The organism is Arsenicibacter sp. R0_47 (assembly GCF_057652235.1).
Map to the genome: position 1 here is coordinate 561,490 of NZ_JBYFCJ010000001.1, position 26,966 is coordinate 588,455.

General features: G+C 53.7%; 26 protein-coding genes. 13 read left to right on the plus strand and 13 right to left on the minus strand.

From position 1 onward, the window contains the following. Positions 1–88: 88 nt before the first annotated feature. Positions 89–844, minus strand: a complete 756-nt coding sequence (locus tag AC23NW_RS02275; RefSeq protein ID WP_487447423.1) for an NUDIX hydrolase — start codon at positions 842–844, stop codon at positions 89–91. 277 nt (positions 845–1,121) lie between these two features. Here AC23NW_RS02275 and AC23NW_RS02280 point away from each other — a divergent pair, with 277 nt between their 5' ends. From AC23NW_RS02280 to AC23NW_RS02290, 3 genes are read left to right on the plus strand one after another with little or no spacing between them, the layout of a single operon-like run. Next, the gene (locus AC23NW_RS02280) at positions 1,122–3,878 is read left to right on the plus strand and encodes a PQQ-dependent sugar dehydrogenase (protein WP_487447425.1); all 2,757 of its coding nucleotides are present in this window, start codon (positions 1,122–1,124) and stop codon (positions 3,876–3,878) included. Continuing rightward, positions 3,871–4,692, plus strand: coding sequence for a formylglycine-generating enzyme family protein (locus tag AC23NW_RS02285; RefSeq protein ID WP_487447426.1), 822 nt, complete (start codon positions 3,871–3,873; stop codon positions 4,690–4,692). The genes AC23NW_RS02280 and AC23NW_RS02285 overlap by 8 nt, the downstream gene beginning before the upstream one ends. Continuing rightward, entirely contained in the window at positions 4,689–5,387 is a 699-nt protein-coding gene (locus AC23NW_RS02290) for a 3-keto-disaccharide hydrolase (RefSeq protein ID WP_487447428.1), read from the plus strand. Before AC23NW_RS02285 ends, AC23NW_RS02290 begins: the two co-directional genes overlap by 4 nt. A 54-nt stretch (positions 5,388–5,441) precedes the next feature. Here AC23NW_RS02290 and AC23NW_RS02295 read toward each other — a convergent pair whose 3' ends face one another. Genes AC23NW_RS02295 through AC23NW_RS02305 form a run of 3 tightly spaced genes read right to left on the minus strand, consistent with a single transcriptional unit; the run spans position 5,442 to position 7,505 of the window. Beyond that, the gene (locus tag AC23NW_RS02295; RefSeq protein ID WP_487447429.1) at positions 5,442–6,350 is read right to left on the minus strand and encodes a helix-turn-helix domain-containing protein; all 909 of its coding nucleotides are present in this window, start codon (positions 6,348–6,350) and stop codon (positions 5,442–5,444) included. A 5-nt stretch (positions 6,351–6,355) separates the two neighbouring features. Beyond that, positions 6,356–6,700, minus strand: coding sequence for a hypothetical protein (locus tag AC23NW_RS02300; protein ID WP_487447431.1), 345 nt, complete (start codon positions 6,698–6,700; stop codon positions 6,356–6,358). Between the two features lie 28 nt (positions 6,701–6,728). After that, positions 6,729–7,505 (minus strand): SDR family oxidoreductase, encoded by a 777-nt coding sequence (locus AC23NW_RS02305; RefSeq protein WP_487447432.1) that lies wholly within the window; start codon positions 7,503–7,505, stop codon positions 6,729–6,731. A gap of 186 nt (positions 7,506–7,691) precedes the next feature. Here AC23NW_RS02305 and AC23NW_RS02310 point away from each other — a divergent pair, with 186 nt between their 5' ends. Continuing rightward, the gene (locus AC23NW_RS02310) at positions 7,692–9,311 is read left to right on the plus strand and encodes a serine hydrolase domain-containing protein (RefSeq protein ID WP_487447433.1); all 1,620 of its coding nucleotides are present in this window, start codon (positions 7,692–7,694) and stop codon (positions 9,309–9,311) included. A 12-nt stretch (positions 9,312–9,323) separates the two neighbouring features. After that, positions 9,324–11,030, plus strand: a complete 1,707-nt coding sequence (locus AC23NW_RS02315; protein WP_487447435.1) for a carboxylesterase family protein — start codon at positions 9,324–9,326, stop codon at positions 11,028–11,030. Positions 11,031–11,075: 45 nt separating this feature from the next. Here AC23NW_RS02315 and AC23NW_RS02320 read toward each other — a convergent pair whose 3' ends face one another. Further along, complete coding sequence (locus AC23NW_RS02320; RefSeq protein WP_487447436.1) at positions 11,076–11,999, minus strand: LysR family transcriptional regulator; 924 nt, start codon at positions 11,997–11,999, stop codon at positions 11,076–11,078. Positions 12,000–12,088: 89 nt separating this feature from the next. Here AC23NW_RS02320 and AC23NW_RS02325 point away from each other — a divergent pair, with 89 nt between their 5' ends. From AC23NW_RS02325 to AC23NW_RS02340, 4 genes are all read left to right on the plus strand, one after another. Beyond that, positions 12,089–13,525: an NADP-dependent isocitrate dehydrogenase gene (locus tag AC23NW_RS02325; RefSeq protein WP_487447437.1), complete on the plus strand. Its 1,437-nt coding sequence runs from the start codon at positions 12,089–12,091 to the stop codon at positions 13,523–13,525. Positions 13,526–13,534: 9 nt separating this feature from the next. Then, positions 13,535–13,780, plus strand: a complete 246-nt coding sequence (locus AC23NW_RS02330; RefSeq protein WP_487447438.1) for a hypothetical protein — start codon at positions 13,535–13,537, stop codon at positions 13,778–13,780. Between the two features lie 2 nt (positions 13,781–13,782). After that, positions 13,783–13,962: a hypothetical protein gene (locus AC23NW_RS02335; RefSeq protein WP_487447440.1), complete on the plus strand. Its 180-nt coding sequence runs from the start codon at positions 13,783–13,785 to the stop codon at positions 13,960–13,962. 74 nt (positions 13,963–14,036) lie between these two features. Next, complete coding sequence (locus AC23NW_RS02340; RefSeq protein ID WP_487447442.1) at positions 14,037–14,543, plus strand: hypothetical protein; 507 nt, start codon at positions 14,037–14,039, stop codon at positions 14,541–14,543. Positions 14,544–14,549: 6 nt separating this feature from the next. Here AC23NW_RS02340 and AC23NW_RS02345 read toward each other — a convergent pair whose 3' ends face one another. From AC23NW_RS02345 to AC23NW_RS02380, 8 genes are all read right to left on the minus strand, one after another. Beyond that, positions 14,550–15,896 carry an NAD(P)/FAD-dependent oxidoreductase gene (locus AC23NW_RS02345; protein ID WP_487447444.1) on the minus strand — a complete coding sequence of 449 codons (1,347 nt, stop codon included), beginning with the start codon at positions 15,894–15,896 and terminating at the stop codon, positions 14,550–14,552. 85 nt (positions 15,897–15,981) lie between these two features. Further along, entirely contained in the window at positions 15,982–17,544 is a 1,563-nt protein-coding gene (locus AC23NW_RS02350) for a DUF1501 domain-containing protein (RefSeq protein WP_487447445.1), read from the minus strand. Beyond that, a complete protein-coding gene (locus tag AC23NW_RS02355; protein ID WP_487447446.1) occupies positions 17,541–19,094 on the minus strand; it encodes a DUF1800 domain-containing protein in 1,554 nt (517 codons plus the stop codon). The genes AC23NW_RS02350 and AC23NW_RS02355 overlap by 4 nt, the downstream gene beginning before the upstream one ends. Before the next feature lie 292 nt (positions 19,095–19,386). Next, positions 19,387–19,839: a hypothetical protein gene (locus tag AC23NW_RS02360; protein WP_487447448.1), complete on the minus strand. Its 453-nt coding sequence runs from the start codon at positions 19,837–19,839 to the stop codon at positions 19,387–19,389. Between the two features lie 83 nt (positions 19,840–19,922). Beyond that, complete coding sequence (locus AC23NW_RS02365) at positions 19,923–20,489, minus strand: hypothetical protein (protein WP_293833332.1); 567 nt, start codon at positions 20,487–20,489, stop codon at positions 19,923–19,925. 122 nt (positions 20,490–20,611) lie between these two features. Beyond that, positions 20,612–21,295 carry a MarR family winged helix-turn-helix transcriptional regulator gene (locus tag AC23NW_RS02370; RefSeq protein WP_487447450.1) on the minus strand — a complete coding sequence of 228 codons (684 nt, stop codon included), beginning with the start codon at positions 21,293–21,295 and terminating at the stop codon, positions 20,612–20,614. 277 nt (positions 21,296–21,572) lie between these two features. After that, positions 21,573–21,941, minus strand: coding sequence for a hypothetical protein (locus AC23NW_RS02375; RefSeq protein ID WP_487447451.1), 369 nt, complete (start codon positions 21,939–21,941; stop codon positions 21,573–21,575). 21 nt (positions 21,942–21,962) lie between these two features. Beyond that, on the minus strand, positions 21,963–22,481 hold the full coding sequence (locus AC23NW_RS02380) for a DMP19 family protein (protein WP_487447453.1): 519 nt from the start codon (positions 22,479–22,481) through the stop codon (positions 21,963–21,965). A gap of 219 nt (positions 22,482–22,700) precedes the next feature. On the opposite strand from AC23NW_RS02380, the gene AC23NW_RS02385 reads away from it, so the two are divergent. Genes AC23NW_RS02385 through AC23NW_RS02400 form a run of 4 tightly spaced genes read left to right on the plus strand, consistent with a single transcriptional unit; the run spans position 22,701 to position 26,890 of the window. After that, a complete protein-coding gene (locus AC23NW_RS02385) occupies positions 22,701–23,384 on the plus strand; it encodes an ABC transporter ATP-binding protein (RefSeq protein ID WP_487447455.1) in 684 nt (227 codons plus the stop codon). Between the two features lie 36 nt (positions 23,385–23,420). Next, positions 23,421–24,392 (plus strand): HlyD family secretion protein, encoded by a 972-nt coding sequence (locus AC23NW_RS02390; protein ID WP_487447456.1) that lies wholly within the window; start codon positions 23,421–23,423, stop codon positions 24,390–24,392. A 12-nt stretch (positions 24,393–24,404) separates the two neighbouring features. After that, entirely contained in the window at positions 24,405–25,529 is a 1,125-nt protein-coding gene (locus tag AC23NW_RS02395; RefSeq protein WP_487447458.1) for an ABC transporter permease, read from the plus strand. Between the two features lie 41 nt (positions 25,530–25,570). Next, positions 25,571–26,890 carry a TolC family protein gene (locus AC23NW_RS02400; RefSeq protein ID WP_487447459.1) on the plus strand — a complete coding sequence of 440 codons (1,320 nt, stop codon included), beginning with the start codon at positions 25,571–25,573 and terminating at the stop codon, positions 26,888–26,890. Positions 26,891–26,966 lie beyond the last annotated feature (76 nt).

Below are 26,966 nucleotides of genomic sequence, written 5' to 3' on the forward strand. Positions count from 1 at the left end.
TTTTTACCTTTCTGGCGGTTTTAACCTTCCTGGAAGTTTTGAACTTCCAGGAAGGTTAAAACGCCAGAAAGGTACTACCAGCCATTAGTCATTCCCCTTCCAGAAGGGCCGCTGCCCGCTTAGGGTCGAAGCGGTAAAGATAAGGAGCCTTATGGGCGCCCCCCGTCCATTTTTTATCGACCCGCTCCAGGATTTCCAGGCTCAGCATCTTCCGCTGAAAGTTAGCCCGCAGCATTTTCCGGTCCAGAATCGTCTCATACAGCGCCTGTAACTCGCTCATGGTAAATGTATCGGGCAGGAGGTTGAATGCGACCAGTTTATAATCCAGCATCAGACGCAGGGTTTCGAGGGCTTTCTCCGTAATGTGGTTATGGTCCAGAATCATCGCCGGAATCTGCTGAATATCAAACCAGTGATAGTCTTCATCGAGCATGCCGGTCGTGAGCACTACCTTCGAAAAGTCAACCAGCGCATAATAGCCGACCGACAGAAAACGGCCAAGTACCCAGTGGTCATCCGGCAGTTCAATGCCGACCGCCTGCATGGTGTCCCGATGAACCTTTGAAATGGAACGGTCGGCCTGACCGAAGGTGCAGAACTGTTCGAGGTAAATGTCGTGCAATCCGGTCCGTTCCCGCAGAATTCGCCGCGCCGCCTCATCGATGCCTTCGTCTTTAAAGACAAAACCGCCCGGCAGCGACCGTTTATCGGTGTTTTTAAACGTAAGCACTAGGACTTTGAGCTGGTTCTGATGAAATCCGAAGATGACACAGTCGATCGACACGTTCTGAAACAGAGCGTCGCCGTTGTCAAGAAAGTTTTTAAGAGCTTCGTTTGCTTGCATGGGGAACCGGACGATGACAAAAAAAGCGCCGTTAGAGCAGGTTACTGTTAGAAACGTTTGGTTGTACAGATTCTGTACAGAACAGCCGGACCGGCGGGTAAAATTAAGGCATTCGGTTATAGAACCAAACGGCCATACAAACAGGCGTAACTCCTTCTGCTGTCCTGACATACGGTAAATACATCAGCCAGAGCAGAATAGGGAGCATACCGGAAAGTAATATAAACTCCTGAAAGTTTCGTAATTTGTCCTTGATAAATCCTGTATTGATAGTTTTATGATGAAGATATGGCCGTTTGCTGGCCTGATCAGCCTCGTGGCAGGCGTTCTGCTGTCAGGTAGCGTTATTGATGACAAACCGCCGAAACCCGATGATAACCGCTTTACGCCGGTAGTGCTGACCCCCGAGGGCGTCCTGGACGAACCGATGGTTTTTCAGGTGCTGCCGGATGGTTCGGTGTACATCATTGAGCACAAGGGCGCCTTCAAAAAAGTTGATCCGGTTACCAAAACCGTCGGTCTGATTGCTACCATTCCGGTGTTTAAGGAAAACGAACAAGGGCTTGTCGGCTTTACAATGGATCCCGGCTACGCGAAAAATCACTGGATTTACCTCTATTATGCCCACCCGACCGAAAGCAAGATGCGGCTTACCCGTTGGGAGCTGCGGAACGATAAACTGATACAGGCTTCTGAAAATGTCCTGCTGGAAATTCCGGTCGACCGTGCCGAAACCAGCCATACGGGCGGGGGCATGACCTGGGACAGGGCCGGTAACCTCTACCTGACTGTGGGGAACAATACCGGCAACTCCTATACGGCCCAGACCGATGAACGGCCTGGCCGCAGCCGCTGGGACGACCAGCGCGGGGCCGGTAATACCAATGATCTGCGGGGAAAAATCCTGCGGATCCATCCCGAACCGAATGGCACCTACAGCATCCCGGACGGCAACCTGTTCCCGAAAAACGGCGACCGCCGCGCGCGGCCGGAAATTTATATCATGGGAACCCGCAATGCCTGGCGACCGTCTGTTGACAGTAAAACCGGCTGGCTCTACTGGGGCGAAATCGGGCCGGATGCCGATGTGGATTCGGAGAACGGGCCGCGCGGCTACGATGAGCTGAATCAGGCGCGGAAACCGGGCTTCTTCGGTTGGCCTTACTTTATCGGCGACAACTACGCGTACCCGATTTACGATTATGCCGCCAACAAGCCGACGTACAAGCTTGATCCGCAGCGGCCTGTCAACAAGTCGGTCAATAATACGGGCCTGACGGAGCTGCCACCGGCGCAACCGGCGTTTATTTACTATCCCTACGCGGTATCGGAGACGTTTCCGCTGGTGGGGTCGAGTTCGCGCTGTGCCATTGGCGGGCCGGTCTATCACCAGGCTGATTTCAGCAACCCGAAGCGCCCGTTCCCGGCCTATTACGAAGGCAAGTGGCTGGCCGCTGATCTGTCGCGGTTCTGGATTATGGCCATCAGCATGAAGCCCAACGGCGATTACGACCATATGGAGCGTTTCGCCCCTGACTACCATCCCCGCCAGCCGATTGACCTGAAATTCGGGCCGGAGGGCGATTTGTACGTGCTGGAATACGGCGGCAGTACGCTGAAATCGCCATCGGAGGCGCGGCTGGTGCGGATTGAGTATAATGCCGGTAACCGCAAACCGGTTGTGCAGGCGTCGGCCAGTAAGCGGGGTGGGGCCTTGCCGCTGTCGGTAACGCTGCTGTCGGAGGGGACCAAAGACTACGACGGCGACCGGCTGACGTACCACTGGCAGGTGACGGGTAAAGGTCAGCCAACCCGCTCGTTCACAACGGCTAATCCATCGGTTATTCTTGATAAGGCCGGTGTGTATACGGCGACGCTGACCGTTACTGACACACATGGCGCCCGAAACAGCCAGACACTACGTCTTGTGGCGGGTAACGAACCACCGGCCGTAAGCCTGACGCTGGCGGGCAATTCGCAGTTCTTTTTTCCGGAAAAGCCCGTGCAGTATGCCGTGGCTGTAATGGATCGGGAGGATGGCAGCCTGAGCAGTGGCCGGATCAAACCGGAGCAGGTAGCGGTAAGCGTTGACTATGTGTCGGAAGGCTTTGACTTTGCCGACGCGCACATCAACCAGCAGAAAGTCGATGCCTCGACGCAGTTTGCCGTGGCGCGGGCGATGATCAGCAAAACCGACTGCGGGAACTGCCACAATGCGGTTGGCAAAGGCGTCGGTCCGTCGTACCGGCAGGTGGCCGACAAATACAAAACCGATCCGGCAGCAACCGACCGGCTGGCCAGAAAAATCATTGCGGGCGGTACCGGCGTCTGGGGTACGGAGGCTATCATGCCGGCCCACCCGACCCTAGCGCTTGCCGATGCCCGGACCATCGTCAGGTATATACTGGCGATTGATACACAGAAAATCAGTACGTTGCCGGTACAGGGAACATACACGACGCGGGTGCCGGCCGATGATCCGGGACGAGGCAAATACCTGCTGCGGGCCGCCTATACCGACCGGCCGACCACCGTGCCGTCGCAGACAACGGAAGCGCTTGTGGTGCTGCGGACACCGCGTCTGCTGCCAACGGATGCGGAAGTGGTGCAGGGAGCGGTCCGCGATCAACTGGACGATTACACCTTTATGACCGCTAAGCCAAACACATACATCGGCTTCCGCCAGCTTGACCTGACGGATGTGCGGCAGGTTGAGTTCCGACCCAACTGGCACCTGTACGACATTTACCGTGGCGGCTTTATCGACATCCGGCTGGATTCGCCGACGGGGCCGGTTATCGGCACGACGGAGCTGAAGGAAGAGCAGTTTAACATCAAGAAGTTTCCGGGCGGCATCGGCAATTTCTGGGGAGGGCCGCCGGGCAGCGACCGTAACCTGAAAACAACCGCCTCCCGGGCGACGCTGACACAGGCGGTCCGTGGGCGGCATGCTGTCTATTTTATGTTCCGGAACGACAAGGTGCCAGCGTCCGATGCGTTGTTTCCGTTAGCCTCAATTACGCTATATGACTAGTTATCAACGCATATACGCGGTCCTGGCCGGTCTACTGCTGTCGGGCGGGCTGATGGCGCAGCCGGCATCATTTACCAATGTGGCCGGGATGGAGTTTGTGCTCATCAGGCCCGGTACGATGGTGGTGGGCCGGTTTGAGCCGGTGTACCCTAAGCCCGGCGACAAGGATGTGCACTGGACCGATGCGGAGTTTAAACTGGCCGAAAAGCTGGCCCGGCAAGATGCACGTCCGGGCTTTCCGGTCACGATCCGGAAGCCGTATTACATTGGCCGGTTCGAAGTAACCCAGCGGCAATGGACGCAGGTAACAGGCCGGAATCCGTCTGTTTTTCAGGGCGATAAAGTAGCCGGTGAAACGGCTGATCATCCGGTGGAGAACATTACCTGGGCCGATGCACAGGCGTTTGTCGCGAAGCTGAATCAACTGGACAAGGTACACCGGTACCGGCTTCCGACCGAGTTTGAGTGGGAATATGCGGCCCGCGCCGGTGCGGAGGGTGATATTCCGTGGAAAACCATCTGGCAAACGGCGCAGACCGGCACCCGCACCACCAACAAGGTCGGGCAGAAACTGGCCAATGCCTGGGGGCTGTACGATACGCTCGGTAACGTCTGGGAGTGGGTGCAGGACTGGTACAACGACCGGCAGTTTGCCGATCCGGTGCCGCCGCGTACGGGCAGGCAGCACGTGCTCAAAGGGGCGTCGTTCGTCGGTGATGTAAAAAATGCAACGTACATGACCCACGCTGCCGGGCCGGCCAATGGTTGGGATGTCGGGGTCCGGGTGGTGATGGAGGTAAACACAGAAAAATGAAACGAATTGTTCAGATAAGCTGGCTCCTGGTGAGCGTATTATCCGTAATCCATGCCTTCGGACAGACGGGCGGTATACCGGAAGGCTTCCGGCCGCTGTTCAACGGGAAAAATCTGACCGGATGGCACAAAAGCCGGACTACCCACCAGGGGACGACCGGTAATTTTTACGTGGAAAACGAAACGATTGTTCTTAAGCAACAGCCGTACGGGCAGGGAGGTGTTTTGCTGACCGACCGGAAGTTCCGCAATTTTGAGCTGTATCTGGAGGCGAAGATTGACTCGTTCTGCAACGGCGGCATTTTCCTGCGGTCGACGGAGAGCGGACAGGCCTATCAGATTGAGCTGGCCACGCCCGGCGGCACCGGCGACCTGCTGGGCGAAATGCTGCCCATCAGCCAGTCGGCCAAAGCCACGAAACTGGCGTCGGTCTGGCGGGCCAACGACTGGAACGCATTCCGGATCCGGATGGAAGGCGAGGTGCCGCACCTGACGTTGTGGGTAAATGATGTGCTGATGTGGGACATTACCGAACCCAAAAATGACTTTGTCGCCGGCGAGACCGAAGGCATGATCGGCTTACAGGCCCATTGGTCGTCGGCCTACCAGCCCGGCGTGCAGGCCTTCAGCATGGCCGGTTCCTGGAAGCCCGGCGGCGCCCACCGCTTCCGGCGAATCGCGGTGAAGGAGTTGTGAGGTGACAGGATACTGGATTAACTCCCCGAGGGTTCAAAACCCTCGGGGAGTTGATTAGTTAAACGACTGCCTGAATTCGAGCGGACTCTGTTTTGTCTTCGCCTTAAACAGCTTATTGAACGACTGGGAATGCTCAAAACCAAGCGCGTAGGCGATTTCGCTGACGGACAGTTCGGTGGTCGAGAGCTTTTCCTTGGCTTTCTCAATCAGCTTTTCGTGGATCAGCTGCTGGGTGGTGAGGCCGGTGAGCTGCTTCAGCAGGTTACTCAGGTATTTGGTCGACATGTGGAGCGCGTCGGCTATATAATGTACAGTGGGCAGACCTTCGGATAGCCGCTCTTCGTCGTTGATGTAGGTAGTCAGAATGTCCTCTACACGGTCAAGCGTTTTGCTGCTGGTGATCTTCCGGGTGATAAACTGACGCTCATAAAACCGCTGGGCATAGGTAAACAGGACGTCGAGCTGGGCAATGATCACATCCTGACTGAATTTGTCGATGTTGGCGTGATATTCTTCCCGAATGTTGTTTACAATGTTGTTAATGAGCGTTTCTTCCCTGTCGGATAGAAACAACGCTTCATGGGCCGAATAGCCGAAATATTCGTACTGTTTGATTTTTTTGGCAAGTGCCGTATTCCACAGAAAATCAGGGTGGATAAACAGCATCCAGCCGTCCAGATTGTGTGGTACACCGTTGTCTTCGCCGCGCAAAACCTGCCCCGGAGCCATAAACGCCATGAGCCCTTCATCGAAATCATATTTCTGCTGACCGTACAGCAGCTTGTCGCACCCCCGCTTCAGCGATACCACGTAGAAGTCTGAAACAACGGCGTTGATCCCCGTGTCGTTCCGAAGTCCTTTCAGGTCAATGATGCCGATGAGCGGATGATGTGGCTTTGGCAGGTTCATGAGCCGGTGGATCTCGGCGATGGATTTGATCCGGTATGGCTTTGTGTGGTCCATGACAGTTAGTTTTTGAACGGGTATTTTAACCAGATTAAGAGCAGCGGTAAGGCCAGAAACGGAATTTCGATGAGAGCCATCCGAACGTTTCCGGCCCGCAGCGACAAAGCCATGATCAGCAGAATAACAACCGCATTGAGCAGATTACCGATAAAAAAGGTCTGCGGGAAAAGCAGCATCAGGCCGATCAGGATGGAAAGTACGCCCACAAACGGTATCACGTATTTGGTAATCCCTAAGTCGGCCATCATTTTTGTCTGTTCGGCATTGGCCGGCTGAAACGCGTCCCAGCCGTGTTTGATGCTCAGAAAGGCGGAAACTAAAAGAAGGATAATACTGACGATTTTCATTGCTGGCGTTGTTTAAGAGACAAATTAATCATTTCCCGTACATGAAGGATGCGCCCATTTTGCCCGACTGCGCGATCAGCAGCTTAGGAGCAATCCGGCTCAGCATACGCATGACACCGGCAAGGCCCGGATACACTTCATCCTTGTCGTTTTGCAGCCCTTTGATGGCCGCGTCCACAATTTTGTCCGGCGCCATTAACATACCCGCATTGAAACCGTCTTCGTTGACAAATTTATCGTTCAGCGGGGTCGAAGAACCCGGCGCAACCAGCTCCATAACCTTAATATTCGTGTGCTTTAACTGGACCCGCAAGGCCTGCGTATAGGACCGGAGCCCTGCTTTGCTGGCACTGTAAACCGGCGAAATCGGGAAGGGCATCAGCGCAATGCCCGACGTCACGTTCATGATGGCGGCATCGGGTTTTGTCTTGAGGTGCGGCAGAAACTGCTGAATCATCCGGATAGGTCCATTCAGGTTGATGTCGATTTCGCGGGTAATGTCGGTCAGCTCGTGCTGATGATGCAGGCTGATTTTACGCATTTCACCCGCATTGTTAATGAGGATGTTGAGGGCCGGAAACGTCCGGACGACGGTCTCATACAGCTGTGTTATGTCGTCGGCTCGGCTCACGTCACTCTGAATGGTATGTACCTGCGGCAGCTGCCGTTTAACGTCCTGAAGTTTCTGCGTGTTTCGTCCGGTGATAATAACCGTGTTGCCCAACGCAATAAGTTTGGATGCGAATTCAATGCCGAACCCTCCCGTTCCGCCTGTTACTAAAACTGTGTTGCCTGATAGTTTCATTGTTTCTGTTTTTTGTTGATGCAAAGTTCTGCACTGCGCAAAAAACGGCTGTAGCCAAAAGTCACAATGTTGTAGTTGAAAAAGCCGGAGCAGATAGGTAAATCTGTGATCATCCGGGGTTTAGATAAATAACCTAACTCCCCGAGGGTTTTGAACCCTCGGGGAGTTTAAAAACAACCCTTACCAATGATGGAAACCAATCGCAGAGAATTCCTGAAACATATGGGCTGGGGGCTGGCCGGCCTGTATGCCGTTACCAGCCTGCCGCACGAGGCTCTCGCCGGACCCAACCGGACAGTTAGACTGCCGCGTGCCCTGCCGGAAACACAGGGCGTGTCGTCGGCTAAACTCCTCGATTTTATCAACGCCGTTGAGACCCGGAAACTAAACGTGCACAGTGTGATGGTTGTCCGGCACGGTCAGGTGGTGGCCGAAGGATGGTGGGCGCCTTATAGCCCGACGCTCAAACACACGTTGTATTCCCTCAGTAAGAGCTTTACCTCAACGGCCGTCGGACTGGCGGTGGCAGAAGGTAAACTGAGTGTTGAGGACAAAGTAGTGTCGTTTTTTCCGAACGACGTACCGGCCACGATCAGCGCGAATCTGGCGGCGATGCGGGTCAAAGACCTGCTCACGATGTCGACTGGGCACGACAAGGACACAACCGCCGCTGTGCGGGGAGGCAGCGACCCGAACTGGGTGAAAACCTTTCTGGCGCAGCCCGTTGACCACCAGCCGGGGACGCATTTCGTCTACAACAGCGGGGCCACCTACATGCTGTCGGCCATCGTACAGAAACTGACGGGCCAGCCAATTCTGGCGTATCTGAAACCAAGGCTGTTCGACCCGCTGGGCATCGAAGGCGCCGACTGGGAGGTCGACCCGAACGGCATCTGCGTGGGCGGCTGGGGACTGCGCGTAAAAACCGAAGACATTGCCAAATTCGGACAGATGTACCTGCAGAAAGGTATGTGGAGCGGCAAGCGCATTCTGCCCGAAGCCTGGGTTGCCGATGCGACCCGCTTCCAGGTACAGTCGGCAGGCGGCGGGCGGCCGAAAGAACAGAATGACTGGCTACAGGGCTACGGCTACCAGTTCTGGCGTTGCCGCCACGACGCGTACCGGGGCGACGGCGCATTCGGGCAATACTGCATTGTATTGCCGAAGGAAGATGCCGTAGTGGCCATTACCAGCGAAACGGGCGATATGCAGGGCGTTATGGATGAAGTCTGGACGCACATTCTGGGCGGGTTCCGGCCGGAGAGCTTACCGGCCGATGCCGCAGCACATCAGCAGCTTACCCAAAAGCTGGCGGCCTTATCCATGCCGTTGCCGGTGGTTTCGTCAACCTCGCCGATGTCGGCTCAAATTAGCAGTAAGACGTTTGCGATAGACGCGAATTCGATGGGCGTGAAAACTGTCGGGCTGAATTTCGGGAAGGAGGGTTGTCTGTTTACCATGCGCAACGACCAGGGCGAACACCGGATTCTGTGCGGGCTGGGTCGCCGTGTGCAGGGCGAAACCGGGCTGTCGATTATTCCGATTAAACTGGTGCCGACGCCGGTGCCAGGCGAAACAAAAACCAAAGTCTCCGCCAGCGGTACCTGGACCGACCCGAATACGTTCGAAATGATCTGGCGCTTCAACGAAACAGCGCACTATGACCGCGTAACCTGCCGTTTCGACGGGGATCAGGTACAGGTAACGTTTACGAAAAGTGTAGTGGTCATCAATCCGGCTACGAAGGATGACCGGCCGGTTTTACACGGAAAACTAACCACTTCTGTTCTGTCGCAGGGTAAATAACAGCTTAATTCTATGAAAATCAGCTATAAAATTGCGCTGACAATAGCGCTGGCTACCGGTCCGGGCGTGTTGCGTCCGGCTTTGGCGCAAAAACTGTCATCCGGTCCGCAGGTGATGACGTTTCACTCATCGGTCGATGACACCGAACAGCCGTATGGTCTGTATCTGCCCAAAAACTATAACCCCAAAAAGAAGTACCCGCTGGTAATGATGCTCCACGGGGCGGGGTCTAATCACCGCCTTGAACTAAAGCGGGTATTCGGCAAAAGCAACGTCGGCGACGAAACGGATGTTGAAGCATCCCGCTATTTTCAGGAGTGGGCCGATGTGGATTACATTGTGGCTTCGCCGTTTGCGCGGGGTACGATGGGCTATCAGGGCGTGGCTGAAACCGATGTCTATCAGGTGTTGGCCGATGTGAAAAAGCGGTTTTCGGTGGATGAAGACCGGACCTATCTGACCGGTCTGTCAATGGGCGGGGGCGGTACGCTCTGGATCGGCCTGACGCGTCCTGATATCTGGGCGGCCATTGCGCCCGTATGTCCCGCACCGCCGCAGGGTACCGATGCGCTCGCCGGAAATGCGCTGAATGTGCCGGCTCACTTTTTTCACGGGGATGCCGACCCGGCTGTGCCGGTTGCCGTTTCGCGTGGCTGGGTGAAAAACCTGAAAGACCTGGGCAGTCAGGTGGAGTATGTGGAATATCCGGGCGTAAAGCACAACAGCTGGGAAAATGCCTACAAGGATGGATTTATCTTTAGCTGGTTTAAGCAGTTTAAGCGGAACCGGTTTCCGGACCGGGTACGGTTTACTACGTCGCGCTACAACTACAATCAGGCGTATTGGGTAAGGCTGGATGAGCTGGACCCCGGCACGATGGCAACTGTAGACGCGAAGTTTACGGGCAAAAACCGGCTGGATATCAGCACCACCGGACTGACGGCGTTGACGCTGAAGCTGTCGGGGCATCCGACGTTCAAAGCCGGAAAACCACTGGATATTGCCATTGACGGCAAGAGCTTTTCGGCGCAGACCGCCGATTCGGTTTCGTTGGTACAGCGCAACGGTAACTGGCAGCTTGACGCCTATCAGCCGGCCATGACGGCTAAAAAACGCGGTGCCGAGGGGCCGATCAGTGAGGCCTTTGCGACCCGCCATGTGTATGTCTACGGTACCGGCGGCAACCCCTCGCCGGCAGAATTGAAGGCACGCGCCGAGGTCGCCGCACAAGCCGCCAACTGGCCGGTTGACCGGGGACCGTTTCTGGGCCGGATCATGGTTTTTCCGCGTGTTCTGGCCGATAAGGATGTCCGGCCAAGCGATCTGGCCGATGCCAACCTGGTTTTGTTTGGTACCAAAGAAACAAACAGCCTGATTGATAAATACAGCGGGCTGCTGCCGATGCAGCTGACCAATACCGGTGCTGACTATGGCTTGTTTTACGTCTTTCCGGCGGCCGGGCATTATGTTGTTGTCAGCTCCGGGCTACCGTGGTGGACGGACCCGTCATCGGCCCAGGGGCTTTCGTGGCTGCTGCCGAAGCCGTTGGCAAGTCCGGTGGTCGGGAAGGATTTCGTACTCTTCAAGGGGTCGGCCAAAAACATCATTGCCGACGGAAATTTTGATCAGAACTGGCAGCTGAAAGAGGCCGATGCGCAAAAGCTGAAGGGCTCAGAAGCGGTTCTGGTTCCGGGCGGGGCAATCAGTGCGAAGAAATAACCTTGTGGTGGTGGCGTCTTCTGACGGGGCGTCACCACCACAAGATCAGTATTTTTCAAACCAGTCAAACTTGTTCTGGATGATATTTTGCTTTTCCTGCCTCAGGTAATTGAGGTAGGCGCCGGCTACCGGCGACATTTTTTTATCTTTGAGCCAGATCAGGTACCAGTTTGATTTAATCGGAAACCCCTTTACCGGAATGATCTGTAACTGACCGATTTGCAGTTCATTTTTTATCCCGATCAAGGGCATAATGGAATACCCCAGACCGGCAATAACGGCCTGCTTAACCGCTTCGTTACTGGTGAGCTCCATCTTCTTCTGCACCGGGAGGCTATTGCTTTTGATAAACCGCTCCATGACATGCCGCGTGCCCGAACCTTGTTCCCGGTAAATAAGCGGAATGCGTTCGAAAATATCCCTGTCATATTCCGTGCTGTCGAACGCTACATCCTTGTTTCCGACCACAAAGAGCTTGTTCTGCATCAGCTCAACATGGTCTGTGCTTAACGTTTCCGGCAGTACGCTGACCAGTGAAAAGTCAACCTCGTTTTTTTCGAGGCTCTGCACCACCTGCGCCTTGTTGGTCACATCCATCAGCAGTTCTACGCCCTGGTGCTGTTTTATAAAATCAGCGATGAAATAGGGCGCAATATATTTGCCGGTCGATACAACAGACAGCTTTAGTTTGCCGGTAATCTGCCCTTTGTGGGCGTGCATTTTAAAACTGATGGCATGCACCTCCGTCAGAATTTTCTCCGCCGCTCCGGCTATTTCCTTTCCGAAATCAGTGACGTAAATCCGCTTGTTAATCACTTCGATTAACGGGATATCGAACTGATCCTGAAAGTTTTTAAGCTGAATGGAAACCGCAGGCTGCGTAAGGTGCAATTCATCAGCGGCCTTTGTAATGCTCAAGGTCTGCACCACTTTTGAAAAAACACGGAGCTGATTAAGTGTATAGTTCATAAAAAGTATTTATGATGAGCATTGCAAAGTTATATTTTTACTTATAATCTAGCTTGCTGAGTTTTGCACCGTCAATCAACACGAAGAAAATGCAACGCATAACGGTAGCAAAAGGTGACGGTATCGGCCCTGAGATTATGGATGCCACGCTCTCGATCATTAAAGCAGCAGGTGCCCGGATTGAGATCGATGAAATTGAAATAGGCGAAAAGGTGTACTTAGCCGGCAACACGTCGGGCATCGCCAGGGAATCGTGGGACGTTATCCGCCGGAATAAAGTGTTCCTGAAAGCACCGATTACAACCCCGCAGGGCGGCGGCTACAAAAGCCTGAACGTAACGACCCGTAAGTTCCTGGGGCTGTACGCCAACATCCGTCCGTGTATCAGCCTGCATCCGTTCGTCAAAACCAAACACCCGCAGATGGACATTGTGATTGTGCGGGAAAATGAAGAAGATCTGTACGCCGGCATTGAGCACCAGCAAACGGATGAAGTCGTGCAGTGTCTTAAGCTCATCAGCCGTCCGGGCTGCGAGAAAATTGTCCGGTACGCATTTGAATATGCCCGTCAGTATGGCCGGAAAAAAGTAACCTGCTTTACGAAGGATAACATCATGAAGCAGACCGACGGCTTGTTTCATCAGGTGTTTGACGAAATCGCGGTGGAGTACCCTGATATTGAGCATGAACACTGGATTATCGACATCGGGGCGGCAAAAATGGCCGATACGCCCGAAGCCTTTGACGTGATTGTCATGCCGAACCTCTACGGCGATGTCCTGAGCGATGTGGCGGCCCAGATTGCAGGGTCGGTGGGGCTGGCCGGGTCGGCTAACATCGGGGAGACCTGTGCCATGTTTGAGGCTATCCACGGATCGGCGCCCCGCCGTGCCGGTCAGAATATGGCCAATCCATCCGGTTTGCTGCAGGGAGCTATTCAGATGCTTACACACATCGGCCAGGCCGACGTTGCGGAGAAGGTGCAGAATGCGTGGCTGAAGACCATTGAAGACGGCATTCATACCTATGATATTTACAAGGAAGGAATCAGCACGCAAAAGGTCGGCACGAAAGAGTTTGCCGAAGCCGTGATTACGAATCTGGGGCAGCAACCGGCGCAGCTGAAGGCGGTTCACTACGCCAATGGCACAACCCTGACCCTGCCGGCGTACGAACGGAAACCGGCTAAGCATAAGGAGTTACAGGGCATTGACCTGTTTGTGCACTGGAACGGTAAAGATGTAAATGAGCTGGCATCGCTTGTTGAAAACCTGAATACGGCTGACATTCAGTTGAATATGATTACGAACCGCGGTATAAAAGTGTATCCGGATGGTTTCCCCGAAACGTTCTGCACCGATCACTGGCGCTGCCGCTTTAAACCTCTGGCTGGCAAACAGATCACGAAACAGCATATCATCGGGCTGTTGCAGGCAGCCGAAGCCGTAAACATAGATGTAATCAAAACCGAAAACCTGTATGCCTTCGATGGCAAACCGGCTTTTTCACTTGGTCAAGGGCAATAATCACAGAAAATGATGAACATAGAACTGATTAAAGGCGATTTTACACCCTCCGAAGCGCTTGATATTCTGACCCGGCTGGTAGCGGTTAAAATAAAATTTCACGAGCGTAAAATTGAGAAGAGTGACAGCGAAGAAGACATCAAAATGCGGGAACGGCGTATCCGGCAATTGCAGCAGTCAATGCATGATGCGCGGCAGGCAATTCTATCGGCCAAAACAAACTGCCGGCTGGCCTCCGATGTAGTAATCCGCTGATAATGAGAAGCCGTATTCTGCCGTTCTGCTATATCTTTCCGGCTTTAGTTTGTCTGCTACTGTCTTTTTGGATAAAAGACCGGTTGGTGTCCAGCCTGTTGACGGCTGCTTCACTGATCCTTATCCTGCTGGCTATGAAGTATCTGAGCGATGCAGGGTTTACCGATTCAGAAGAGCTATAAGAGGGTGGATTCCATCCTCTTATAGCTCTGCACCTGCCTGTGCTTAACAACCTTTCCCCTTCCCGTAAATTATCATGCATGTATTGACTGAAAATGGTCAGGACCGGAGCCACGCAGCTGGTACCGGTAAACTTACCCATTCACCACACAGCAGCCTGTTTTTAGTTTGTCCGTTTTGTCAGATAGAAAACTTCATTGGTAAACAGACCGGTGCCGTTTATTTTCTGACGGCTCCTGCGTCCGTTTTTCATATCTATGATGACGATTTTTTTGCGCCGGTTGACCGCTTCATTGAACGGGAGCATATCACGCATGTGTATATTGTCGCCGATACATCGTGTCTGTTCATAAACAATGTGCTGGCAAACGGCAGGAAATACGACATTGGTTGTGAGTTATTTATCCGGCAGCTGGCAAACAGTGAAGATACGCCCCAAACCCTTACCGAAAAAGTACTGAAGCAGGAAATAGCGTTATTACGGCAGAAAAAAGTCTTTGCCGGACGCATCGCCGCCGGAAAACTGATGGTATACGGCTTGCTGACGGATAAGGCAGAGGCAACCGTAGCGGTAATCTATTAATACCTGCTAACCCACTAACCGGCTCAGCCAGCTTCGTTTGGTTTTGGGTACCGGTACGGCCAGTTCCGGAAACATCCCGTTGAAGTGATGGATAATCGCCGGTTCGTGGCGTTGTGTGAATTCAGGATCAAAATTAGCTCCGGAAAGGTGCGCCATCGCGTGCTGAACCGGGGTGCCGGTCTCGATCCAGCCTTCCCAAATGCCCTGCCGCTGCCGGATGCCGAAGGTGTGTATACCGGTTACCGCCTGCCGTTCGTCGCCGGTAAATACGATGCGGAGGGCTTTGGTCTGGTCCGGATGTTGCCAGTAAAAACTTTGCAGGCTGCCGTCGTCGGGTAGTTGGGCCGGGACGATGCCGTAGGTCTGGTACTCAATATCGAAGAATTTGGCCGAGTTGAAAAATACGCCGGGCCGGTAAGCCGTTCGCTGGCCCAGAATGGTTTTAGCAACGGTTTCGCCCATGATGCGGCCGGTATACCAGATCTGTTCGACCGCTTTCCGGCCTCCGGGCGGGTTCCGGTGCTGCACACAGTCGCCGATGGCGTAAACACCCGGTACGTTGGTTTCCAGAAACTCATTCACCAGAATGCCCCTGTCTGTTTCAATGGCCGTATGCGCTGCCAGGCCGAGCTGCGGCCGTACGCCGATGGTAATGCCTGCAAACTGAGCCGGAATCTCATCGCCCTGTGTTGTCCGTACGGCCGATATCCGCCCTGTTCCGTCGTCAACCAGTCCGGCTAGTTCGGTCGAAAGGCGGAGGTCTACGTTGTGTTCACGGATATGGCGGGTGATCATGGCCGACTCGGCTTCGGGGAGTGTCTGATTCCAGAAACTGCTTTCCCGCACCAGAAACGTCACCTGAATGCCCCGTGACAGCAGCATTTCCACCATCTCGATCCCGATCAGACCGCCCCCTGCCACGACCGCCTGCCGGATGCCTTTCGTATCGGCCTCCATGCGCTCCAGATCCTGAAAACTGTAAAGCCCCTGCACGCCCCTGAGCGGTTGCTCCGGATTGCCAATGGCATTTGACGTTGAACCCAGTGCCAGAACAAGTACATCATACGACACGGCCTGACCAGTTGACAGGGTTAGCTGCCGGGCGTCCGTATCGAGGTGGCTGACATGGGCATGCACCAGGTCTATCCGGTTTTTGGCCCAGAACCAGTCTTCATAGGGCTTGGTATGCTGGTACTGCATGTGGCCCATGTAGATGTACATGAGGGCCGTGCGGGAGAAGAAGTGCTCCGTTTCTGACGAAATAACTGTGATGTAGTCAGCACTGTGTTTGCGGATTTCACGGGCGGCGGTAATGCCCGAAATACCGTTGCCAATAATGACGATTGAGCGCATAGCAAAGCCGGATAGGATGTAAATATAGACGAAAAGCGCCGTCCGGATCAATCCGGACGGCGCTTTTCGTCTCAGTGGTCTGTCGTTAGCGCGTTACCAGCAGGCGTTTGCTGATCCGCTGCTGATCCGTTTCAACCTGGATGATATAGGTACCCATCGGCAGGTCGCGGACGGTCAGCTGAAACTGATCGGCAGCCAGGCGGCGGGTCGGTACGCGCTGCCATTGCCCGGCCGAGTTCAGGACATCGACGGTATGGACGTTGCCCCGTAACACGTCGGATTGCAGGAACACCTCGCTGGAGGCCGGATTCGGATAGAGCCGGAACTCCGCGACGGGGTCTTCGGTGCCGAGGTAAAGCTGCTGGAAAATCGGCAGCAGCTGAAAGCTTTGTTGCAGCACACTCGTCACCGTTGAGGTCGTTTCGCCCAGCCAGTCGGTCAGCAGCGTGGCGTAAATCTGCCGGAAGTCATACTGCATTTTCAGGTTGCCGTTATCGAGGTCAGACAGGTTCGGGGTTTTGCCGATAAACTGTGTTTTAACGCCTTTGCCGAAGACAAACACCGGTGCAGCCGTACCGTGGTCGGTACCGACACTACCGTTCGACGCCACCCGCCGGCCAAATTCCGAGAACGTCATACCGGCAACGCGGTCTTCGGTGCCCTGTGCTTTCAGGTCGTCCATGAAAGCTTTGATCCCGTCAGAAACCTGTTTGAGCAGGTTGGCGTGAGTGCCGGTAGTGGTATCGGTGGCCGTTGTCTGGCTGGCATGGGTATCAAACCCGCCCAGAGAGACATAATAGACTTTGGTACGTGAACCGCCGTGAATGAGGCGGGCCACAATTTTCAGCTGGTCGGCCAGGCTGTTGCTGGTCGGGTAGGTAACGAGGTTCTTGCCTTTTGTAGCAGCGGTTTTCAGCTGGGCGGCGTACTGAACCGACGATACCTGCTGTTGCCGGATAAACGTCAGGTTCCGGCCGGCGGGGGTATTGGTGCTTGTGCCCGGATCCTGCACCGCTTTGTCTCCGACCAGTGTGGCGAATGTGTCAGGGTTCTGAATCGCAATGGCCATCGACTGAGCAGGGCCCAGCAAGGCTGTCGACGCAATGGCGCTGATCTGCACCGCCAACGGGTCGGGCATGCTGGTGTTCGGGTATTTATCGGGATAGCCCGGATATTCGGTATTCAGGTAGCGGCCCAGCCAGCCGGTTGTCAGCGTCTGGCTGGCGTTGGCACCGGTAAACCAGATATCACTTGCCCGGAAATGCGAAAAGTTCGGAGACGGGTAGGAAACCCCCTGTACAATTGCCAGTTTACCGTCGTTGGCCAGTGTCTGGAGGCCGGTCATAGCCGGATGCAGGCCTGTGGTGAGCGTATTGTACAGCTTCAGGGCTTTGGCTTCCGGAATGGCGATGTTCGACCGGAGCGAGGTATACTTACTCATCTGATCGAGCGGCAGTACCATGTTGATACCGTCGTTGCCGCCATTGAGCTGGATCATCACCAGTACCCGGTCGTTTACGTCGGCCAGTTTGGCCAGCGCCTGTACAAAGGCCGATTCCTGCCCGAAAGCGCGTGCGCCGTAGCCATCAAAAAACACCGGAAGCATCATCCCGGCAGCTGCCTGTTTGAGAAAATGACGACGTTTCATAGGAGTTGGAATTCGGCCATGCGGAGTAAGTACAGGAATAAATTGGTAAGCTTCATTTTCACGACCGTGCGTTTCGCCGCGATGTTATTCTGCGCCGCATCGATCCAGTCGGCCGGCCATTCGTAGCGCGGCAGTCCCGCCAGCAGTACCGTATCCACCAGAAAATCCTTCTGGGTATTGGTCAGCGTAGTGGCAAAAAGCTGCCCCGTCAGATCGTCAACCAGTTTAAAGGCATCCGACGGATCGGGCAGGGTTTTCGCTACCTCGACCGGATCAAACGTATAGGCCTTGCCGTTTACCTTGATCAGGCCGTTCACGAGCTGATCAGTAAAATATCCGCGTAACGCCAGCGTATTAGCCGAAATCCAGTTCTGATAGTATCCTGTATCATAATAGGCCTCCCAGCCAAACACCGTTGGCTGGTCCATCAGGTTCTGCTGCTGCTCACGGGCACGGGTCAGCAGATAATTGGTATAAGTGTAAAAGTTAGTCGTGTCCTTTACCGGATCGGGCGCCGGTACACCGAACCAGCGCAGGCAGCCTACAATCAACTCAACCGGAGATTTGATCATAGCCCCCCGCACTGCGTCGTCATAAAAATGACTGCTGGTAAACAGGGCCGTCAGCACCGGTTTGATCTGATAGTTATTGTCGCGGAAAATTTTGGCCAGGGGTTCTATAAAATTCGTTTCGACATCGGCCGTGATGTCTGCACCAACAAACCAGATATACAGCTTCCGGACGATAAAGCGTGCTGTTTCCGGCTGGGCCAGAATCATTTTGATGAGGTCCGCAATCTCGTCATCACCTGCGGTAGCCGTTGTCCGGCCTTTGATCAGCACCGAGCCATAGAGCTCCGAAAACGCTTTGTCGAGCGTATCGTGCTGGCCAATCCGGAAGGTTGCCCCGATCGTAGGGATGGTTGTGTTCCGGTAGCCGGTATCGGTCCAGCCCGTCAGGACGCGGGCGGCGGCTTTTACATCCGCTTCGGTATAGTTTCCTTTACCAAGGCCGATCGTAAAGAGCTCCTGCAATTCACGGGCGTAATTTTCGTTGGCTTTTCCCTGGGTGTTCTGGTTGCCGTTCAGGTACCGGAGCATGGCCGGATTTTTAGTCACCGCAATCACGAAATCGGAGAAATTGCCGAGGGCATGCTGCCGCAGCAGGGCGTTATAACGGTACATAAACCGGCTGTCGTTCACCTCGGCGAAGGTTGTCACGAAGTGATTCTGCCAGAAAAGCACCATTTTTTCCCGTACCGACGTACCCTCGCTGATCATCAGGTTCAGCCACCAGCCCTTAAGCCAGTTCTGGTGATTTCCCTGAGATGCTTCCACGAAAGGTTTGTCGGTGTAGGTCTCCCCCGTTGTTGCGTCGAGGGGCAGGGCAGGGACCGGCTGGTCGGCCAGCAACCGCGTAACAGCGGCTGCCGGCGAAAGGCCCGTAAATGACTTAACCTGCCCGGGGGTCGACCCGGACGTGGCCCGTCTGAGCAGGTGTGCCGCCTGCGCAGCGGTCAGTGGCTGGTTAATCGGAGTTAGCCAGGGCATATGTTTCTTTAGCTGTCGGATCGAAAACCTTCTTTCCGGTTTGTATGGCCGGACAGGAATTGGTTTCGAACCGTTGCATGCTGGTTGATAAGATTTGAAAATTTATAGACGGTTACGTGATTAACTAAAACCTGTGTCTTGTGTAAACTACTCATTAACAGGAAATAAAAAGTTTCTTTTTGTTTGTTAAATTAACAAAACTAATGATGTACGGGCTATTAAATTGTGCTTAAAACAAAAATGTCCGGCCAGTATGGCCGGACATTACAGACGCTTTTTCGGGAATTACGCATTAAAACAATTTATTCCAGGCATCTTTGGCTTTTTCTTTCAGTTCGTCAAACTGCTCCGAGGCTTCGGCCTTTAGTTCATCGAATTTTTTTTCGGCTGCCTCCAGCGTTTCGGCTGCTTCGGCTTTCAGTTCAGTAAGTTTTTCGGCGGCACCTTCCTTAAACTCCGACAACTCCTCGCCGGCTTCGGCTTTCAGGCTGTCGAATTTGGCAGAGGCGGTGGCGGCCACTTCGCCGGCTTCCGCTTTCAGTTCGGCTAATTTGGCAGAGGCCTGCGTTTTCAGCCCGTCAACGTCGACCTCAGCCGCCATTTCATTGACCTTGTTAACAACCTGATCCTTCAGTTCACCCAGCTTTTCCGAAGCGGCGTTAATTTGCTCGCCGGCTTCAGTCTTCAGGGTATCAAATTTATCAGAAACGCTCTCTTTGGCTTCGTTTTTTGTGCTCTCGTTCATGTGTCAGAATGGTTAGTAATAAGTCTGTAAGTTAGAGTCTCTTCCGGACATTTTCAATGACTCCCGGCATACCGTTGGCTAACTTATCCGATCCGGCGCACAATCAGGTTATTCACCAGCTCGAAGAGCATTTTGGGCTTCAGCGTCCGCCAGTTACCGACCTGTAGCGTACCCCCGAAATTGATGTAATAATCGAGGTGGTATTTCTTCCACTCACGCTCGATAAACTCCGGAACGTTGATGGCCGCAATCCAGCCTTCTTCTACATCGTCGAACCATTCTTCGTAGTAGCTGTCGTCGGAGCCGTGGAAGTTAAGCAGGTTCTCGGTAATGAGTACGTAATGGTTAATACCCTCGTCGTTGAGCAGGTCAACCACCTGCCGTTTCAGGTACATGATGTCGTTATGGAGCGTATCGTTCCACTCGCCGAATAGTTCGATGATGGCATACCGGCGTTCGTAGTCGGCAAACAAAATCTTGCAATAGAGCGTTTCGGAGCCGATTTCATCCCAGAGCGGATGAATGTAATACCCATAGATGGTGTTTTCGTACTGATTCAGGTTGTACTCCCGTCCGTAGAAGGGAGAACGCTCGTCGTCGGCTGAGACGTAATATTTTTCCCAGCCGTAGTAGGGTTCGATGTCTTGCATGGAGTAAAGAGTGAAAGAGTGGCCGCCTATACGGCTAAAGAGCGAAAGTGCGAAGTGATTCTTTCGCCTTTCACCACTATGCTAACATCAGAAAACCGGATTTGGTTGGCTTCGGGCAGGGCTTATGAGGCGTCGGACATGCGGGTGTAAACTTCTTCGAAACCGGCGTTCCGCAGGTCTTTATAATGGTCGGCATGATGGATGGCCAACCGGTCGAGCAGGTGCACCAGAACAGCCTTTTCGCCGTCGGTCAGCGTACCAAACGCAATGTCAGCCACGCGGGTTAGTTCGGGAAAGCACTGCTGTACGATAGCCATGCCCTGCGGTGTAATCCGGAGCCGTTTCGAGCGCCGGTCGGTCTCGTCCGGAAACTCTTCCATGTACTCCATTTTGATCAGCCGGTTAATGATGTCGATCCCCGACGGAAACTCCGACAGCATCTCATAAATCAGCTCGCTTTTCTTGGGGGTACCCATTTGCAGGAGTGCCATCAGGTAAAGCGGATCGTCAATACCCTTGAAATTCAGGGGCTGCATGGCTTTTTTGGAATAGATTGTCGCGTAGCGCGACAGCTTGCCGACCAGGGAGCCCAGCCGCGCATCCATGCTCATGGGCACACTTGCCCGCGGTGCCTGATTGCTCAGGCTTTCGGCCCAATGAGCCGCGTCCGTAGTCGGCGCAGCAAAGGATGAGTGTTCAGTCAGGTAATGCAGGCAAAAATCGGCCAGTCCGGCATTGGGGTGCTGTTCGCTGTACGTAGCCCACTGGTTCACTAATTCAACTAATTTTTTTTCTCCGCTGTCCATTATACTATGATCTCATAGCTTTTGCTATAAATATACGCAAAAGAGGGACAAAAAGTTTTAGGATGTCTAGTAATGGGAAGAGGTTCAGCGAGGGCTAATCCTCGACCGGCAGCTGCCGGTTGACCCAATCCACGTATCGCTGGTGTTTGAATGCAAACCATTGCTGCCGGTAATCACCTGCGTTATCGATCACATCCCTGAACGCCCGGAACTTTTGAAATCATTAGAGTATTTATAAGTTCTGGAAATCAGCATGTTGTGAGTCATGCCCTGTTGATTAACCATACTTAGGATCGAATGTATTAATTATATTTCGGTAGTATAGATTTTCGTCCTGGTCTATCCATATGATTCCTCGGTCTTCGTACAAACCTGAATGAATCAATTCATTTATAAGCTCTTCGGTGACATTTCGGTAATCATGAAAGTCCTTCCATGTATAATGAATTCCGAAAAAGTAAAAGTCGTCTTCGGAGTCGTTAGCAAAAGTGATTTTGTCCCCAATGTTTTTGAGCATATAGTAGCTCAGCAGACTACCAAACACCACGGTACCGGACAGCTCGAGGAAACTGCTGCCGATATCTATCCGGGCGAATCCTATTGTCTCTTTTTTATCCAGATTTACTAATTGATAACCAACGGGCATAATTCAGGGAGTATAAATAAGCTATTTTTTCGGGCTTGCGGTGTAAATGGCATGTATATGATCCCAATATTTACCACTACTTTGTAAATCGATTAACTTTTCTTCAAGAGCTTCTATCCGGTTAATTATTTTCGGGCCGAAGAACTCTTCAATATCAGCCTCCGGCAGGTCGTCTGCCATACTAATCCCGGCTTTCAGAGTGTATTTTGATTCTGCTAAAGAACGTGCCTTTTTAAATAGTGAAATATAGGTCTTATGGCCTGTTTGTTCAATTGCCGTTTCAAACCTGTCTATCTGGTTTCGGTCGTAGTTAATGAACACGGTCAGCAATCCATCATTGGTAATAATTGATTCCGTTTCGCTGATTAAATAGATCAGTCTAACTATCTCAGGGAGGTCATGAATGATCTGTTCTTCATGATCGGGGAACCTAATGAGTAATTGGTTAACACCGGCCCCTATTGCCTCAGGCAAATCAGGAAAAGATACGTTCTCAAAGTTCAAGAATTGTAATGCTTGTTGATAGGGATGTTCTTTCATGTTGTGAATAGTGTTGGCCTACAATGCTTTAACGTGTAAGAGGAGTGCCTAACTCTGGTCAACCTCTATGCTTGTAATTATAGATATACTCATTGATTTATCCAATCGTACTTGCTGGTCTTCTACGGCAAAAAAATCTTCCTTCCCTACTTACTTTTCAAAACCTTTTAGTCAAGCTACGGTTTCATAGTAAAAATAATCAATAGACGTCTATAAGCTATGATTGCAGAGCTTAAGTCTGTAGGAAAAGAATACAAAACGGGGGATCAGACCATTGTGGCGCTGCAACCGACGTCGCTTACGCTCAATGAAGGCGAATTACTGCTGATTATCGGGCCATCGGGGTCCGGTAAGACTACGTTGTTGTCGTTGCTTGGCTGTGTTATTTATCCGAGTTACGGCGACTTATGGGTTGACGGGAAGCACGTGAACAAACTGAATGCCGCAGAACTGGCGCGGCTCCGGCTGAACACCATCGGCTTTGTGTTTCAGAACTTTAACCTGCTGGCCCCGCTGACAGCGGAAGAAAACGTGATGATGCCGTTGCAGTTGCAGGGCGTCAGCGCCCGCGAAGCCCGGGACCGCACCGAGCAGGCCCTGGCCATCGTGGGTATGACTGATCGCCGCAAAAACCTGCCCAAAGCGCTTTCGGGCGGGCAGCAACAACGCATTGCCGTCGCCCGTGCGCTGGTGACCAACCCCAAACTCGTCCTGTGCGACGAACCCACGGCCTCGCTCGACAAAAACTCCATGGGCGTGGTCATGAACGAACTGCGGCAACTCGCCGATCAGGGCAAATCGGTAGCGGTCGTCACCCACGACCCGCGCCTGAAAAGCTATGCCCACCGCATTGTGGAGGTCGAAAACGGGGAGGTGACCGAAGTGAGCGGATTTGATGCCTAACCGATTACTAATCAACGCGAAGATCTATACGCTATCATGAAACGACTACTTATACTCTGTGTCCTGCCAGGGTTGCTCGCCTGCGGGGGTAAAGACGACAGTGCCAAAAACAAAGCCGCCGCCGATTCGCTGACGACTACCCGTAAACCGGCCTCCATCAGCGAGGTGCTGGGCATCGCCATCATTGAACCCGAAGCCCTCATTACGGAACTGTCGGCAGAGACCGGCGGCCTGATCCGTGACGTGAAGGTGAATATCGGCGAAAAACTGACCAAAGGACAGACCATCCTCGTGCTGGACAATGCCGTTGAATCGGCACAGTTGCGGCAGGCGACCACCAAAATCGGTACGCAGCAGGATGCCATCGAAGCCGCCCGGCAGAACCTGAATAAACTCCGCCTCCAGCTGACTAAAGCACAGGCCGACCTGCAACGCGACGAGAAACTTTTTAAAGGCAACGCGCTGACGCAGAAAGAACTGGAAGACTCCCGCTATACGGTATCGGATGTGCAGCAGCAGATTAAAGCGGCCGAAGCCGAACTCAAACAAAGCGAGAGCCGGATTACCGAACTCAGGGCTGACATCGGCTACTACAACACCGTGCAGGGACAAAAAACGGTGAAGGCCCCCGCCGACGGAACGCTGCTGTCGCTCGATGCAAAGGTCGGGCAGTACCTGACGACGAACCAGTCGATCGGCGAGTTTGCACCGGCGGGGCCGCTGATTGCCCTGACGGAAATCGACGAGCTGTTTGCGATCAAAATCAAGGTCGGGCAGAAGGCGGTCATCCGGCCACAGGGCAGCAACGAGGTCCTGACGACGGGGACTGTGGTGCTGACGTCGCCGTACCTGCGCAAGAAATCTCTGTTTTCGGACAATACCGGTAACCTGGAAGACCGGCGGGTGCGCGAGGTGCGGGTAAAAATCGACGAACCCGACAAAGTGCTGATCGGCGCCCGTGTCGAATGTCTTATTCAGGTTGGTAATCAACCGGCTGCTCAGCCATAGGCCCCTCAGCGTATGTTAAAAACGGCGTTTAAGTTCATAAAATACGATAAGCCTAAGTCGATCGGTGCGTTGGCGGGCGTTATCATTTCGGTGTTTCTGATCGGGCAGCAGGCGGGGGTTTTTATCTTCCTGACGGATGCCATGAAAAGCCTGGTGGCTAATAATCAGGGCTATATCTGGGTGACCGACGAGACGACACGCAATGCTAACCAGCTGTCGCCCCTGGATGTCCGGAAGGGCCGTGAGATTGCGTCGCTGCCGGGCGTAGAGCGCGTGTATCCGGTGGTGATTGCGTCGGGGGCCGCTAAGTTTGCCAACGGAGCCATTGGCGGCCTCGCTCTGATCGGCTCCGAAGCGCCGGATTTTGTCGGCGGTCCGTGGCGGCTGTACACTGCCCGCAAGGAAGATATGCTGCCCGAAGGAGCCATCCTGACCGATTTCTACGACGCCAAAGCCCTTGGTGGCCTGAAAGAAGGCGACTACTTTGAAGTAAACGGCAGGAAGGTATACAATGCCGGTCTGACCAAAGGCGTACGTGGTTTCGGAGCAGGGACCTACACCTTCACAACCATTGAGCGCGCCCGTGCGCTGACCGGTTTTTCGAACGACAAGGTGAGTTTTTACCTCGTTAAATGGAAAAGCAGTACAGATCCCGCAGCGGTAATTCAGGCCATTAACCAGACCATCAACGGGGTGCGGGCGTGGGATGCCGAAGATTTTGCCCAAACGACGGTAAAAACCGTACTGGCGACCAACGGCATTGCGGCTTCGTTCGGCAGCCTGATCGGTTTCGCGATCATTTCGGGGCTGGTCATCATTGGTCTGACGCTTTATTCGGCGGCCATCGACCGGATCAAGGATTACGGCACGCTCAAGGCCATCGGAGCCACCAACGGCTACATCCGACGCCTGATTCTGACGCAGGCGCTGCTGTTTGCCCTGCTGGGTTATGTAGTCGGCCGGTTGTTGGTGGAGGGCTTCCGGTTTGGCATTGCGCAGTCCGGCACGCTGTTTTACTTCCCCGCCTGGTTCGAATATGCGCTGTTTGCCATTACGCTCTTCATCTCATTGGGCGGCAGTCTGTTCGCCATCCGGCGGATCACGGCCCTGGAACCCGCTCAGGTGTTCAGGGGGTAGGACAGCGCGAAACGCAAGATATTTTTAAGAGACTATTTACTATGAGAAACAGCATTTATATAGTTGCTTATCTGGTTTGCTGGCTGACGGGCAGCGCCCTGGCACAGACGCCGGTTACGCTGGACGAAGCCCTGCGGTTGGGGCAGGAAAACCGGCCGGAACTCAAGGGCCAGCAACTCCAGCTCCGCATTGCCGAAGGGCAGGAGGCCAAACGGCAGGCGGGGTGGTTGCCGCAGGTCAACGCGTCGGCGGATTTGCGGTGGAATACGCAGATTCAGACTAGTGTGCTGAAAGACGCACCCTTTGCCAACGGGCAGGATGTACGGGTAAAATTCGGGGTGCCGTTTAACAACCTGCTGGGCGCGCAGGCCGATCAGAAGATTTATGACGCCCAGTCAAGGGTTGACCGGAAACTAAACCAGATCGGCGTTGAAAGTCAGCAGGCCGGGCTGGAAAAACTCCGGATTGATGTGCGGCAGCAGATCACCGAAGCCTACTATCAGGCGGTCTTCAACCGTGAAAAACTCCGGTTGTCAGACGGGGCACGGCAACGGGCACAGCGTTATCTGGAACAGGCACAGACGCGGTTTGACGCCGGTTCGCTGCTCAAAACAGACTTCGACCGCTTTAGCCTTGACCTGAGCAATGCCGAGCTGACGCACCGTAACAACCAGCGTGATTACGCGCTGAGTCTGGAAAACCTGCGCTACCGGCTCAATGCGCCGGAAGGGCGCCCTGTGGTGCCTGCTGATTCGCTGGCGGCTTTGTTTGTGGACGAAAAAGCCGGAACCGCGCTCCCGGCCGGACCGGCACAGCGGATTGAGGTGCGGCAGGAAGAACTGAACCGGCAAACCAACCTGCTGAATCTGCAACGCGAACGGGCCCGGCTGGCACCGACCGTCTCGGCTTACGGGGCGTATTTTGTCCAGCAGTTCAATGATGTATTCAACCCGTTTACGGCCAATACGTGGTTTCCGTACAATTACGTGGGTGTTAAGCTGAATATTCCGGTTTTTGATGGCCGGCAGACGCGCCTGAACCAGCAGGAATATACGTTACGGGCGCAAATTAACCAGACGACGATTGACCGGATACGGACCGATGTCGATTACGAAACTAAAAGCGCCCTGAATACGGTGCAGCAGGCCCGCGAAAACCTGACCGAAACCCGCCGGAATATTACCCAGGCACAGGCTATTCTGGCGGTGGACCGGGTACGTTTCGACGCTGGTACGCTCTTACTGGCCGACTTCCGGAATAGTGAGTACACCTTGCAGAATGCCGAAAACAACTACCTGAAGGCCGTGTATGACGTACTGGTCGGGCAGTTGCAACTGAAAAAAGCACTCGGTACCCTGTAATTGGTTGATTAGTCTCTGTAATCTATCTGTAAATGAGCTTTATAGGCTTGTCTTGTTGATAGAGTACAGGGACTAC